General features: G+C 69.8%; 11 protein-coding genes and 1 pseudogene. 3 read left to right on the forward strand and 9 right to left on the reverse strand.

All coding sequences use genetic code 11. From position 1 onward, the window contains the following. The 8 genes and pseudogenes from ACYCUK_RS15065 to ACYCUK_RS15100 all read right to left on the reverse strand — a co-directional run. Nucleotides 1-203: pseudogene (locus tag ACYCUK_RS15065) on the reverse strand (ferredoxin--NADP(+) reductase); the annotation flags it as partial. A 4-nt stretch (nt 204-207) separates the two neighbouring features. Beyond that, nucleotides 208-1146 carry an SAM-dependent methyltransferase gene (locus ACYCUK_RS15070; RefSeq protein WP_461595524.1) on the reverse strand — a complete coding sequence of 313 codons (939 nt, stop codon included), beginning with the start codon at nt 1144-1146 and terminating at the stop codon, nt 208-210. Between the two features lie 34 nt (nt 1147-1180). Further along, entirely contained in the window at nt 1181-2584 is a 1404-nt protein-coding gene (locus tag ACYCUK_RS15075; RefSeq protein ID WP_461595525.1) for a sulfate adenylyltransferase subunit 1, read from the reverse strand. Continuing rightward, the gene (gene cysD, locus ACYCUK_RS15080) at nt 2584-3543 is read right to left on the reverse strand and encodes a sulfate adenylyltransferase subunit CysD (RefSeq protein WP_461595526.1); all 960 of its coding nucleotides are present in this window, start codon (nt 3541-3543) and stop codon (nt 2584-2586) included. Before cysD ends, ACYCUK_RS15075 begins: the two co-directional genes overlap by 1 nt. Beyond that, entirely contained in the window at nt 3540-4400 is an 861-nt protein-coding gene (locus ACYCUK_RS15085; protein WP_461595527.1) for a phosphoadenylyl-sulfate reductase, read from the reverse strand. The genes cysD and ACYCUK_RS15085 overlap by 4 nt, the downstream gene beginning before the upstream one ends. Beyond that, a complete protein-coding gene (locus ACYCUK_RS15090) occupies nt 4397-5239 on the reverse strand; it encodes a DUF934 domain-containing protein (RefSeq protein WP_461595528.1) in 843 nt (280 codons plus the stop codon). Before ACYCUK_RS15090 ends, ACYCUK_RS15085 begins: the two co-directional genes overlap by 4 nt. A 12-nt stretch (nt 5240-5251) precedes the next feature. Then, a complete protein-coding gene (locus ACYCUK_RS15095) occupies nt 5252-7102 on the reverse strand; it encodes a nitrite/sulfite reductase (RefSeq protein ID WP_461595529.1) in 1851 nt (616 codons plus the stop codon). A gap of 5 nt (nt 7103-7107) precedes the next feature. Next, complete coding sequence (locus ACYCUK_RS15100; protein ID WP_461595530.1) at nt 7108-7875, reverse strand: sulfite exporter TauE/SafE family protein; 768 nt, start codon at nt 7873-7875, stop codon at nt 7108-7110. A 250-nt stretch (nt 7876-8125) separates the two neighbouring features. Between ACYCUK_RS15100 and ACYCUK_RS15105 the strand changes: the two genes are divergently transcribed. Then, nucleotides 8126-8932, forward strand: a complete 807-nt coding sequence (locus ACYCUK_RS15105) for an alpha/beta fold hydrolase (protein WP_461595531.1) — start codon at nt 8126-8128, stop codon at nt 8930-8932. Nucleotides 8933-8959: 27 nt separating this feature from the next. Then, on the forward strand, nt 8960-10498 hold the full coding sequence (locus tag ACYCUK_RS15110) for an FAD-dependent oxidoreductase (RefSeq protein ID WP_461595532.1): 1539 nt from the start codon (nt 8960-8962) through the stop codon (nt 10496-10498). 40 nt (nt 10499-10538) lie between these two features. Here the strand turns inward: ACYCUK_RS15110 and ACYCUK_RS15115 are convergent, their stop codons facing one another. After that, nucleotides 10539-11915 (reverse strand): MFS transporter, encoded by a 1377-nt coding sequence (locus ACYCUK_RS15115; RefSeq protein ID WP_461595533.1) that lies wholly within the window; start codon nt 11913-11915, stop codon nt 10539-10541. A gap of 90 nt (nt 11916-12005) precedes the next feature. On the opposite strand from ACYCUK_RS15115, the gene ACYCUK_RS15120 reads away from it, so the two are divergent. Further along, on the forward strand, nt 12006-12926 hold the full coding sequence (locus ACYCUK_RS15120) for a LysR family transcriptional regulator (RefSeq protein WP_461595534.1): 921 nt from the start codon (nt 12006-12008) through the stop codon (nt 12924-12926). The last annotated feature ends 105 nt before the right edge of the window (nt 12927-13031 follow it).

Here is a 13031-nt window from a genome sequence, read left to right on the forward strand (position 1 = left end):
CACTGGCCGCCCAGGCGGGGCAGGCTGTCGATGACATGGGCCTTGATCTCCAGCAGCCCCAGCTCGAACACCTGGAACAGGCCCACCGGGCCGGCACCAATGATGACGGCGTCGGTCTCGATGGGAGGGGTGCGGTGGTTGGCGTCGTGGTTGGTGTGCTGTTGGCTGAGATGCGCAATCGCCGGGTCGACATGCATGTCCATGGTGTCAGTCGTTTCGAAGTGGGTTGGTGTGGGGTTGGTGGGGTTCGGTTTGAGCTGCAGGCCGCGCCGCGCCGCATGGACCCAGCGGGTCCGGATGGCTGGCGCCGGCGCCGACGATGACCACCGTGGGACGGCCCTGGTGCAGCATCGCCGCCTGTCCGAGTTCGGCCAGCAGGTGGGCGCTGTGCAGGCTGTCGGCGCAGCCCGCGCGCGACACGACGCTGGTCGGCGTCGCGGCCGGCCAGCCGGCCGCCATGAGCCGGCGCGCCAAGGTGGCGAGTTGCCGCCCGGCCATGTAGAACACTTCGGTGTCGGCGCTGCGGCTGGCGGGTGCCGTGCCGTCATGAGAAAGCGCCGGGCCGCCCCAAGTTTTCCCGGGAGGCTCGGCGCAGAGCATGCGTCGAGGCCATTCGCATGGCGCGCGAACGGGCACAGGCCTGTTCGCTGGTCCATGCTCATTCCCCTCGGGGGACGGCCGCGGCACAGCGGCGGCCTGGGGGCGCTCAGAGGTCATGGCCGTGCTCAGGCTGATGCTGCGTCCATGCCCGCGCCTCGTGAGCGGCAGCCGCGTATCGGCCGCCGCGGCCAGCGCGGCGGTGACTCCGGGCACGACCTCGGCCTGCAGGCCGGCGGCGGCGGCAACCTGCAACTCTTCCTCCAGCCGGCCGAAGATGCTGGGGTCGCCGCCTTTGAGCCGCACCACCAGGGCCTGCGCCCGACCATGGCGCAGCAGCAGGGCGTTGATCATGGCTTGCGTCGCGCCACCGCGAAAGCCGCGCTTGCCGACGTCGATCCACCTCGCCTGCGGCGCCAGGTCGCGCAGGGCCGGATCGACCAGGGCGTCGCTCAAGACCACGTCGGCCTGGCCCAGCAGGCGGGCACCGCGCAGGGTGATCAGATCGGCAGCGCCCGGGCCGGCACCGATGAAGGCGATGCGACCCATCAATGCGCTCCGCGTGCTCGCGGCGTGGCGCGCGTCATGCCAGCGCCTCGACCATCAGCGCGCCGCTGGTGCGGTGGGTGGCGGGATCGACGACGATCATCGCCCCGGCCACGCGGTTGTCGGCGTAGATCTCCAGCGGCAGCGGCGACTGCACCCGCAGGCGCACGCGGCCGATGTCGTTGACCGCAAGCGTCTGCGCATCGACGTCCGTCAGGGTGTGGATGTCCAGGCGGCTGGAGATGGCCGTGATGCGCCCGGCCACCCAGCGGTGGCCGTGGCGCAGCCAGTACTTGCGGCCGATGGCCGCAGGCTCGGTATCCAGCCAGGCCAGGGTGGCGCCGAACTCCTGCGTGCCCCGGGAAGTCCGCGATGGGGCCGAGGAAACTTCGGCCTGGGGAGTCGCGGCCGACTCTGGCGGCTGGTGGTGCTGCGTTTCCTGGAGCATGACGGCCGATTCACCCGCCTGCACCGGCTCCAAGCCCGTGACCCAGTCACCGCGCGACACGTCCACCTGGCGGTCGAGCACCAGTCCGGCCGACTGGCCCGCGGCGCAGCCATCGACGGCGACTCCCGCACGCCGCACCGCGACGACCTCGGCGCTCTCGCCGCTGGGGTGGATGCGGATCTTGTCGCCGGACTGGACCTGGCCCCTGGCGATGCGGCCCCAGACCGTGCGCGGCTGGTGGCCCAGGCCGTCGCCTTCGCGCGCCACGTATTGCACCGGCAGCAACAGGGCGCCGGTCTGCGGCTCCTCGGCGGCGGGCAGGGCTTCGAGCCATTGCAACAGGGTCGGCCCGGCATACCAAGGCCAGGACGTCGAGGCGATGGCGATGTTGTCGCCACGCAGCGCCGACACCGGCACGATGCCGGCGGGCGCGATGCCGGCCTCGGCGGCGAAGTCCAGCAGCGCATCGCGCACCGCCGCGAACGCAGCCTCGGCATCGTCCACGGCGTCGAGCTTGTTCACGGCGAACACGATGGACGGCAGGCGCAGCAGGCGCGCCAGCAAGGTGTGGCGCCGGGTTTGCGGCAGCAGGCGCAGGGGCGCGGCGCGCCAGTCGAGCTTGGTGATGTCGATCAGCACCACCGCGGCATCGCTGCCGGCGGCGGCCGTCACCATATTGCGCGTGTACTGCTCGTGCCCCGGGGCGTCGGCGATGATGAACTTGCGCCGCGGCGTGGCGAAGTAGCGGTAGGCCACGTCGATGGTGATGCCCTGCTCGCGTTCGGCCTCCAGCCCGTCGGTGAGTTGGGACAGGTCGATGCTGCCACCCGCGGCCCGGCGTTGCAGGGCATCGAGCTGGTCGGCCAGGATGGCGCGGCTGTCGAGCAGCAGGCGGCCGATCAGCGTGCTCTTGCCGTCGTCCACGCTGCCGGCGGTGAGAAAGCGCAGCGCTTTGTGGCGGTGTTCGCTGCTGGCGTCGTTGTGCGTGTTCATCAGAAATAGCCTTCCTTCTTGCGCCGCTCCATCGAAGCGTCGGAGGTGCGGTCGTCCATGCGCGTGGCGCCGCGCTCGCTCAGGGTCGCGGTCAGGGTCTCGGCGACGACTTCCGTCGCGCTGGCCGCCGCGCTTTCCACCGGGCAGGTGCAGGTCATGTCGCCCACGGTGCGAAACCGCACCTGGACCGTCTCCACCGCCTCGCCAGGCTGCGGCGGCGTCACGGCGGTCAGCGGCACCAGCAGACCCTTGCGGCGCAGCACCCGGCGCGGATGGCTGTAGTACAGCTTGGGCAGGGCGATGTTCTCGCGGGCGATGTACAGCCACACGTCCAGCTCGGTCCAGTTGCTGATGGGGAAGGCGCGGAAATGCTCGCCCGGGCGCAAGCGCGTGTTGAACAGCGACCACAGCTCGGGGCGCTGCTCCTTGGGCTGCCACTGGCCGAAGTGGTCGCGGTGGCTGAAGATGCGTTCCTTGGCGCGCGCTTTCTCCTCGTCGCGCCGCGCGCCGCCGATGAGGCAGTCGAAGCGGTGCTGCTCGATGGCTTCGAGCAGGGCCACGCTCTGGTGCGGGTTGCGCGATTCCAGCGCATGGCCCAGGCGCACCGTGCCGCGGCGGATGGAGTCGTCCAGGTGCGCGACGATCAGCGCGTCGCCCGAGGCTTTGACGAGGGCGTCGCGGAAGGCGATGACCTCGGGAAAGTTGTGCCCGGTATCGACATGCAGCAAGGCAAACGGCAGCCGGCCGGCGTAAGCCCCGCTGGCCTGCCGCTGCTTGAACGCCTTCTCCGCCAGGCGCAGCACGACGCAGGAGTCCTTGCCGCCCGAGAACAGCAAGGCCGGGCGCTCGAAGCCACCGGCCACTTCGCGCAGGATGTAGATGGCCTCCTCTTCGAGGGCGTCGAGATGACGGTGGTCGATCTGCGGCAACAGGCGTTCGAGATCCAGGGGGGCGTTCATGCGTGGGCTCCGGTCGGTTCCGTGGCGATGGGTTGTGTGGCGATCGGTTCTGTCGCGACGGCGTCTGCAGCGACTCCGTGCGGCCCGCCGCGTGGGTCGCTGGCAACGGGGCGTTGCTCGACATGCAAGCCGCACTCCTTCGCCCCCTCCTGCTCCCACCACCAGCGCCCGGCACGAATGTCCTCGCCCAGCGCGACGGCGCGGGTGCATGGGGCGCAGCCGATGCTGGGAAAGAATTGGTCGTGCAGCGGGCTGTAGGGCACGGCGTGCAGCGCGATGTAGTGCCACACGTCGCCCTGCGTCCAGTCAAGCAGCGGGCTGAGCTTGGCGCGGCCTTGCGCGTCACTCTCGCGCCGTGCGGTCTGGCCGCGTGCGGGCGATTGTTCATGGCGCAGTCCCGTCACCCAGGCCGCACGGCCCTGCAGCATGCGGGACAGGGGTTCGAGCTTGCGCAAGGCGCAGCAGGCATGGCGCAATTCGACGCTGGCAACCTGGGCCCGCGGGCCATGACGGGCGACGAAGTCGCGCGCCGCAACCGCGTCGGGACGCCAGGTTTCGATCTCCAGGCCGTAGTGCTGCTGCGCACGGCCGAGCAGCTCCAGCGTCTCGCCGTGCAGCATGCCGGTGTCCAGCGTGGCGATGGCGATGGGCAGCGCATGCCGCGCGATCAGGTCGGTCAGGACCATGTCCTCCGCGCCCAGGCTGGTGGCCTGCACGATGCGGCCGGCGAATTCCTGTGCTGCCGTGCGCAGCGTGGCGAGCGCGTCTTGCACGCGCTGGTCGAAGCCGGCACTGGGTTTGGCGTACAGGGCAGGCGCCGAGCCGGGCGGCGCAGCGATGGGGATGGCGCGGTTCATGCGGCGGCTTCCAGGGCAACGCCAGGCCACCCCGGGTTTGCTTCACCCTTGCGGGGGGCGGGCCGGCTGGCCGGCCCCGGGGGCCGTTTCAGAAAGAGCGGATGCGGATCGAGCACGTCGCCCTGGTAGTAGGCGGGCTGCGGATGCGGGCTCGGTTGCGTCGGAGCGCCCCCATCAGTCCGCAAGCGGACTCCCCCCGAGGGGGTCAAGGAAACTGGGGAGCGGTCCTGCGTTTCCTTGAGAGCGCCCCCAGGCCACCGCTTTGCAGCGGCCGCCCCCCGTGGGGGGTGAGAAAACTTGGGGCTGCCCTGCGTTTCCTCATGAGCGCCCCCAAGGTCGGCTCGCCGACCCGCCCCCCGTGGGGGGTGAGAAAACTTGGGGCTGCCCTGCGTTTCCTCATGAGCGTCGTCGAGCTCGGGCAACAGCCCCTCGAAAAACCGCAGTGCCCGCTGCGCGGCCTGCAGGCTCTGGCCGGGGCGCAGCACCGCGGTGTCGAACCCGGTGCGCGCCAGCGGCAGCGCCATGTCCACCAGCACATCGCCGGTGGCGCGCAGCTCGCCGCGGTAGCCCAGGCGCACCCGCAACAGCCGGGCCTGGGTATAGGCGCGGCCATCGGTCCATTTCGGGAACTGCAGGTCGACGCTGGCGAAGCGCGACAGATCGATGGCGAGTGTGCGCACGTCGAGGTCGTTGGGAAGCACCAGTCCGGCGGGCTCATGCATCGGCCAGGTCGTGGCGGCCGTTTGCCACTGCTCGCGCGTGAACAGGCGATGTCCGCCCGCGCCCGGCGCCGGGTCTGTGGCGGCGCGGACGCCGTCTTCGGAAGTGATGAATTTCATGCGCTGAGCTCCTCAAGGAAACGCAGGGCCGCCCCAAGTTTTCTTGACCCCCACGGGGGGCGGGTCGGCGAGCCGACCTTGGGGGCGCTCATGCGAAGCCGGTCGGCCGCCCGGAGTTTTCGCATCTCCTTCGGGTGCGGACTGCTGCGGGGCAGCGGCCTGGGGGTGTTCCTGTGTTGCGGTCGCGCGGCGCACGGCATCGGCCGCAGCCTTGAACGGCTGCGCACCGACGCGGCGGGCGAAGGCCACGAACAGCTCGCCGGCTTGGCGCTGCCGCAGATACAGGGTGATCAGCGCCTCGACCACATCCGGCACTTCCTCGGCCGCGAACGAGGGGCCGATGATCTTGCCAGGCGAGGCTGCGCCACCAACCTCCGATCCATCGCCGCCGCCGACGGTGATCTGGTACCACTCGGCACCGTCCTTGTCGACACCGAGGATGCCGATGTGGCCGCTGTGGTGATGGCCGCAGGAATTGATGCAGCCGCTGATGTTGAGGTCGATGTCGCCGATGTCGAACAGCTCGTCGAGGTCGGTGTAGCGCTCGGTGATGGCGGCCGCGATGGGAATGGAGCGGGCATTCGCCAGGGAGCAGAAATCGCCGCCGGGGCAGGCGATCATGTCGGTCAGCAGGCCGATGTTGGGCGTGGCGAAACCGGCTTCCCGCGCATCCCGCCACAGCGCATGCAGGGCGGCGGCGCTCACCCAGGGCAGCACCAGGTTCTGCTCGTGGCTCACGCGCAGTTCGCCGTGGCTGTAGCGCTCGGCGAGGTCGGCGGCGGCGCGCATCTGCTGCGCCGTGGCGTCGCCCGGCGCTTGGCCCGCGCGCTTGAGCGACAGGGTCGCGGCGCGCAAGCCGGGTAGACGGTGCGTGTGCACGTTGCGCTGCAGCCAACGCAGGTACGCCGGCTCGTGCGCGTGCCCGGTGGCAAGGGCAGCGGACGCATCCGGCCGCACACCGTGCGGCGGCGCAAACTGCGAGGCCACGCGGTTGAATTCATGCAGGGTGATGAGGTGCGCGGCACCGCCCGGATCGCGCTGCAGGATGTCGGCGAACTCGCGCTCGACCGCCTCGGTGAAGCGCGCGCCTTCGGCCTTCACCAGCATCTTGATGCGCGCCTTCCAGATGTTGTCGCGCCGCCCATAGCTGTTGTAGACGCGCAGGATGGCCTCGACGTACACCAGCAGCTGCTGCCAGGGCAGGAAGTCGCGAATGACGGCGCCGATCATCGGCGTGCGCCCCATGCCGCCGCCCACCTGCACGCGAAAGCCGATCTGGCCGTCGTCGTCGCTCAGCGCCTGCAGGCCGATGTCGTACCAGCCGGCGGCGACGCGGTCTTCGCGCGCACCGCTCACGGCGATCTTGAACTTGCGCGGCAGGTAGGCGAACTCGGGGTGCAGGGTGCTCCACTGGCGCAGGATCTCGCAGAACGGCCGCGGATCGACGATTTCGTCCGGCGCGGTGCCGGCGAACACATCGCTGCTGATGTTGCGCACGCAGTTGCCGCTGGTCTGGATGCCGTGCATGTCCACCGCGGCGAGGCGGTCCATGACGTCGGCGCTGTTGGCCAGGGCGATCCAGTTGTACTGCAGGTTCTGGCGCGTGGTGAAGTGGCCGTAGCCACGGTCGTACTCCTCGGCGATGTCGGCCAGGGCGCGCAGTTGCTGGCTCGCCAGCGCACCGTAGGGAATGGCTACGCGCAGCATGGGCGCATGGCGCTGGATGTACCAGCCGTTTTGCAGGCGCAGCGGTTTGAACTCCTCGCCGCCCAGGCTGCCGGCGAGATGGCGTTCCAGCTGGTCGCGGTATTGGGCGGCGCGGGCGCGGATGAAGCGGCGGTCGAAATCGGTGTACTGGTACATGGCGCTCAGGCAATGATCTTGAAGCCGGCGAACGCCAGCGTGGCCGAGAGCAGCACGCGGGTCATGCGCTCGGGAAGAAAACGGGTGAGTTGGGCGCCGAGCCAGATGCCTGGAACCGAGCCCAGCAGCAGCGCCAGCACCAGCGGCCAATCGACATGGCCCAGCGCCGCATGGCCGATGCCCGCCACCAGGGTCAGCGGCACGGCATGGGCGATGTCGGTGCCGACCAGTTGCCGCGCCGTCAAACGCGGATAAAGCAGGAGGATGCAGAGCGAGCCGATGGCACCGGCACCGACCGAACTCAGCGTGACCAGCACCCCCAGCACCGCACCGAGGGTGATGGTCAAGCCCGGCTTGCGCGACGGCGGCAAGCGCGCTTCGAGCCGCAGCGCCAGCCGCTGCCAGAACCCGCGTGACATCACCGCGGCGGCGGTCAGCAGCAAGGCGGCGCCGAGGGCCAGGCTGAGCACGCCGAACCAGGCCTTGTCCGCACCCGAGGCATGCATCGCCACGAGGGTGGCGAGCGCCGCGGGCAGGCTGCCGGCGAGCATCAGCCCGGCAATGCGGCGATCCACATGCCCATGGCGGTGGTGCGCCACGGCCCCGGACAGCTTGGTGAGCGCGGCGAACCACAGATCGGTGCCGATCGCCACGGGCAGGTCGAGCCGGAACACGCCGAGCAGCAACGGCGTCATCAACGAGCCCGCGCCAACCCCCGTGGCGCCGATCAGGGCGCCCGCGGCGAGGCCGAAGAAGGTGGCTTGGATCTGCATGGCAACGTTGTGGCAAAGGTTGCAAACATCCTAGGGATGGATCACGCCAAACCGAAGTACAGTCTTCTCATACCGTTAGATGCCAGACGATATAAGGCCGCGGCGCCGAGCGTCGGTTCCTGCTCTCCGGGAGGGTCCGGTGGCGCAGGGTTGGACTCGAAGTCGCCCGGACGCGCCGATTCGCACCCCACTGGTGAGGTCCGAAAGGCAGGGCTTGACGCAATGTGGACTGAGAACGCGAGGAACCACCATGTCGGTACAACCATCACACCCCACTGTCTTGATTCACGGCCTCTTGGGTACATTCCAAGTCCCCGATGTGACGGGAGATTTCGCGCCTGGATGGGCCTTGGCGCCCGACCTTCTGGGCTATGGCGCGCTGAGTGGCTTACCGCCGCGCGACATCAACATCCCAGCGCAGGTCGCTTATTTGCGCGAAACCATTCGCAAGGCGTTTGGAGCCGAGCCGGTGCATCTCGTCGGGCATTCGATCGGTGGCGCCATCGCGGCGCTCTTTGCGCATGCCCAGCCGGATCAGGTGCGTTCCGTGGTCAGTGTCGAAGGCAACTTCACGCTCAAAGATGCGTTCTGGTCGTCCTCGGTTGCGCTCATGTCGGCTGCGGCGGCCGAACAAATGCTCAGCGCTTTCCGCGCAGACCCGGCGGCGTGGCTGGCTGGTGCCGGTATTGCCGCCGATGCACGCACCCTGCCCCTCGGCATCCACTGGCTGGCGCAACAGCCCGCCTCGACCGTGCGTGCGATGGCGCAGTCCGTCGTCGCCGAAACCGGGACAGCAGACTACTTGCCGAAAGTCCGCGAAGTGTTCGCGCGCCACCCCGTGCACCTGTTCGCTGGCGAACGCTCGCGCGCAAGCTGGGATGTGCCGTATTGGGCGCTGCAAAACGCCGCCAGCATCACCCTCCTTCCCCAAACTGGGCATTTGATGATGCTCGAACAGCCGCAAGCCTTCACCCGTGCGGTGCAATCGGTCCTGAACGCATCCTCATCCCCGAAGCCGGCAAATCTTCGTTCTCAATCCCACCCTACTGGTATTTGAAGCAACCCACAAAACAAGGAGACGAGCATGAGCGACGACCACGAACTGACCGGCCCCGATTTGTCGCAAGGTGTGGAACTCACCGCCTTGCGCGATGGCGAGCCCCTGCTCGGCCGGATGGATGGGCAGGCGGCGATGCTGGTGCGGCGCGGCGATGCGCTGCACGCGGTGGCGGCCACCTGCAGCCATTACAGCGGGCCGCTGGCCGAGGGCCTGGTGGTGGGCGAGACGGTGCGCTGCCCCTGGCACCATGCCTGTTTTTCGCTGCGCACCGGCGCCGTGCTCGGGCCGCCGGGCTTGAGCCCGCTGGCCTGCTGGGCGGTGGAGGTGCATGGTGGCAAGGCTTACGCCCGCGGCCGGCTGCAGCCAGCGCCGGCGGCCAAGCCACCGCGCAGCCCCGCGTCGGTCGTCATCATCGGCGCGGGTGCGGCGGGCGAAGCGGCGGCCAGCGGCCTGCGCGAGTTCGGCTACACCGGGCCCGTCACCCTGTTGGGCGCCGAGGCCAGCGCGCCGCTGGACCGGCCCAATTTGTCGAAGGACTACCTCGCCGGCCATGCGCCGGACGACTGGCTGCCGCTGCGCCCTGAGGGCTATTGGCGCGAGCGCGGCATCACCCTGCTCACCGGCCGTCGCGTCGTCGCGCTCGACACCGCCGCGCACCGCCTGAGCTGCGCCGACGGCCGCAGCCTGGGCTACGGCGCGCTGCTGCTGGCCACCGGCGCGCAGCCGGTGCAACCCGCCCTGCCCGGCGCCGACCGCTCCCATGTGCACACCCTGCGCACCCTGGCCGATGTGCGCGCCATCATTGCCGGCATCGAAGCCGGGGCGCGGCGCGCGGTGGTGGTGGGCGCCAGCTTCATCGGCCTGGAAGCCGCCGCCTCGCTGCGCGCACGCGGCGTGGAGGTGCATGTCGTCGCCCCCGAGGCGCAGCCGCTGGCGCGCGTGTTCGGCCCGCGCCTGGCGGACCATGTGCGCAGCGTGCACGACGCCATGGGCACGGTGTTTCACCTCGGGCGCAAACCGGCGGCCATCCACGCCGCCACCGTGGAACTGGACGACGGCACGCAGGTGGGCGCCGATCTGGTGGTGTTCGGCGTCGGCGTGCGGCCGGATGTGGCGCTGGCGCAGCAGGCCGGCTTGCGGCTGGACAACGGCATCGTGGTCGATGCATTTCTCGCCACCAGCGCGCCCGATGTGTACGCCGCCGGCGACGTCGCCAACTGGCCCGACGCGGCTGGCGGCGGGCGCCTGCGCATCGAGCACTGGGCCGTGGCGCGGGCCCAGGGGCGGCAGGCCGCGCGCAATCTCCTGGGCTACGCCGAACCCTTCCGCAGCGTGCCGTTTTTCTGGAGCCAGCACGGCGAGGTGGCGCTCAACTACGTTGGCCACGCGCAGCAGTGGGACCGCGTCGAGGAGGAAGGCGATCCGGCCTCCGGCAGCTACCTCTGCCGCTACTTCCAGGGCGAGCGCTTGCTGGCCGTCGCCAGCCTGGGGCGCGACCTCGACAGCTTGCGCGCCGAAGCCGCGATGCAGGTCGAGATGCAGGCCGTGGTGCAGACGGCCTGAGCCGGCGCGGGGTTCACAGGCAGCGGCAAGGCCGCAGGCGTCACAAACCGCCGGGCGCCTGCACTGTTGCGCTGCGCCCGGCATCTCCCGCCGCTGGGCGCCACACCGTCCACGCGGCCAGGGCAATGAGCCCTTGCATCACCAGCACCACGGCGACGCAGCCCGCCCAGCCCGCCTGCTCCCAGACCAGGCTGGGGGCGAAGGCGCCGATGCTGCCGCCCAGGTAGTAGCACATGACGTACAGCCCCACCGCCGATGAACGCGCCTGGCGCGCCAGCACGGGCACCTGCGAGGTGGCCATGGCCTGGGCGACGAACACGCCGGCCGAACTCATGGTCAAGCCGAGCACGATGTCGGGCAGCGTCGGCAGCAAGGTGAGCAGCATGCCCATGCTGGACATCGCCATGGCGGCGACGAACACCCGGCGCTGGCCGAAACGCCAGGCCAGCCGCCCGGCCAGCGGCGTGACCAGCATGCCCACCAGATACACCGTGAACAGCAGGCTGAGTTGCCGCAGGTCCAGGCGGTACGGGGCAGCCGCGAGGTGGAAGCTCACATACGTGAAGGTGCACACCTGCGAGAACAGGATGCCGAAGCCGATGGCATACGTGCCCAGCAATTTCGGGTTGCGCACATGTGGCCGCAGTCCGGCGAGCGAGGCGCGCAGGTTGGCACTGGGGCGAAAGCGGCGCGACGGCGGCAAGCCGCGGGCGATGAGCAGCAGGAAGATGGCGTTGATCGCCCCCAGCACGACAAAGGCCGCCTGCCAGTCCCAGTGCGCCGTGACCATGCCGGCAATGAAGCGCCCGAGAAAGCCACCGGCCACCGAGCCCGAGATATACAGCGCCGTCACCGCCGGCACCGCGCGCGCCGGCCATTCCTCACCGATGTAGGCCACGGTGGCGGTGAACACGCCGGGAATGAACAAGCCTTCGAGCAGGCGCCAGGCGAGCAAGGCATGCAGGCTGCCGGCGGTGGCGGCGAGGGCCGTGGTCAAGCTCAGCCCGGCCAGTGAGAACAGCAGCACCGGCTTGCGCCCGTAGCGGTCCGACAGGCTGCCGGAAAACGGCGCGGCCAGCGCCACCGCCAGGGTGGTGAAGGTGATGGTGAGGCTGAGTTCGGCCACGCTGGCATGGAACACGCCCTGCAACGTCGGCAGCAGGCCCTGCGTGACATACATGGTGAAAAACGCGCACATGCCGGCCGCCACCACCGCGACGCGGGCGCGCCAGCCCGGCATGGGCGCGGCCGAAGCGTCGGCGCCGGGCGTTGCGGCACGCCGCGGCGCGCCAGCGCCGATCCGGTCGATCACCGGCCGCGCATCGAGGCTTGGCGGGGTCGTCGTGCCGATGGCGGGCTCGGGGGCACCGATCGACAGAGGCTCGACAACGGTCGTCGCAAGGCTTGTTGAGTTCATGTTTTTGTCGTGAAGCCAGAGTTTGCAAGACTAGCCCTTGCCATTCAATCTGTGAAATTGAATATTCGTTGTTTTTGATATGATCTTCGAATGGAAATCCGGCATCTGCGCGCCTTCATCGCCGTGGCTGAAGAGCGCCATTTCACCCGCGCTGCGCAGCGCCTGCATCTCTCCCAGCCGCCGCTGTCGCAGCAGATTCAGGCGCTCGAGGCCGAACTCGGCGTGCGCCTGTTCGAGCGCGGGCGCAGCGGCGTCAGCCTCACCGCCGCAGGGCAGGCGCTGCTGCCCCAGGCCCTGGGCATCCTCGACCAGTTGCAACGCGCCGCGGAGCAGGCGCGCCGCGCCGGCCAGGGCGAGAGCGGCAGCCTGGCGGTGGGCTTTGCCGGCTCCATGCCGTTTTCGGCCGTGATGCCACAGTTGCTGCACGCCTTCCACGCCGCCTGGCCCGAGGTGGAATTGCAATTGCGCGAGCAGCCCTCGCGCGACCAGCTCGACGATTTGGTGGCACGGCGCCTGGACGTCGGCTTGATTCGCCCGACACAGCACGCCGAGCTGGCCGCGCTGGACACCCGGCTGCTGCTGCGCGAGCCCTTGCTGGCGGCGCTGCACACCAGCCATCCGCTGGCCGGAAACGCCAGCCTGAGGCTGCGCCAGTTGCGCGACGAGCCCTTCATTCTCTACAGCTCCACGCTGGGCTCGGGCCTGCGCGAGCAGACCCTGGCGCTTTGCCTCAAGGCCGGCTTCAGCCCGCGCATCGCCCAGGAAGTGCATGAGATGCCCACCCTCATCAGCCTGGTGGCGGCCGGCATGGGCGTGGGGCTGGTGGCGGAGTCGATGCAACGGACGCAGATGCCCTATGTGCGCCATGTCGCCCTGGACGACGCCGGTGCGCACAGCGACATTCTGCTGGCGTGGAAACGCGACAACCCCTCGGTCACGCTGCGCAATTTTCTGCAGCTCGCCGCGGCGCGCGGCAACGCCCTCGGCGCTGGCCTGAAGCCTGAGGCCTGAAGCACCCCCCAGCCTCTCCCACAGGGCGAGGGAGGCTCCGGCCCCCTCCCCATGCGTGGAAAGGGTTGGGGTGGGGAGGGGTTCGGACGGCCACGGGTTGGGGAA

The organism is Thiomonas sp. (genome assembly GCF_054608695.1).